Below are 258 nucleotides of genomic sequence, written 5' to 3' on the forward strand. Positions count from 1 at the left end.
GCTTCAAATGATACAATGAAAATCACAGCTATCGATACAAAAGGTAAAACAACTGGTACTTTAGCAGTTTCAACTGATGGATCAAAGAAATTAGATGCTACAACTGCAGCAACTGAAATCACGGCTCTTGACACTGCTATTCAAAATATTGCTGACGCTAGAGCAACTTTCGGTTCTCAATTAAACCGTTTAGACCATAACTTAAACAACGTAACGAGCCAAGCTACTAATATGGCAGCTTCTGCTTCTCAAATTGAA

The 258-nt window shown here is 37.6% G+C and carries 1 protein-coding gene; it reads left to right on the forward strand.

Translation table 11 applies throughout. The features are described from left to right. Positions 1 to 258: flagellin (locus MR170_RS32875; RefSeq protein ID WP_276575703.1), on the forward strand; the 258-nt coding region annotated here is incomplete at both ends.

Source organism: Bacillus cereus group sp. BfR-BA-01524 (assembly GCF_022662595.1).
GTDB classification, from domain to species: domain Bacteria; phylum Bacillota; class Bacilli; order Bacillales; family Bacillaceae_G; genus Bacillus_A; species Bacillus_A thuringiensis_S.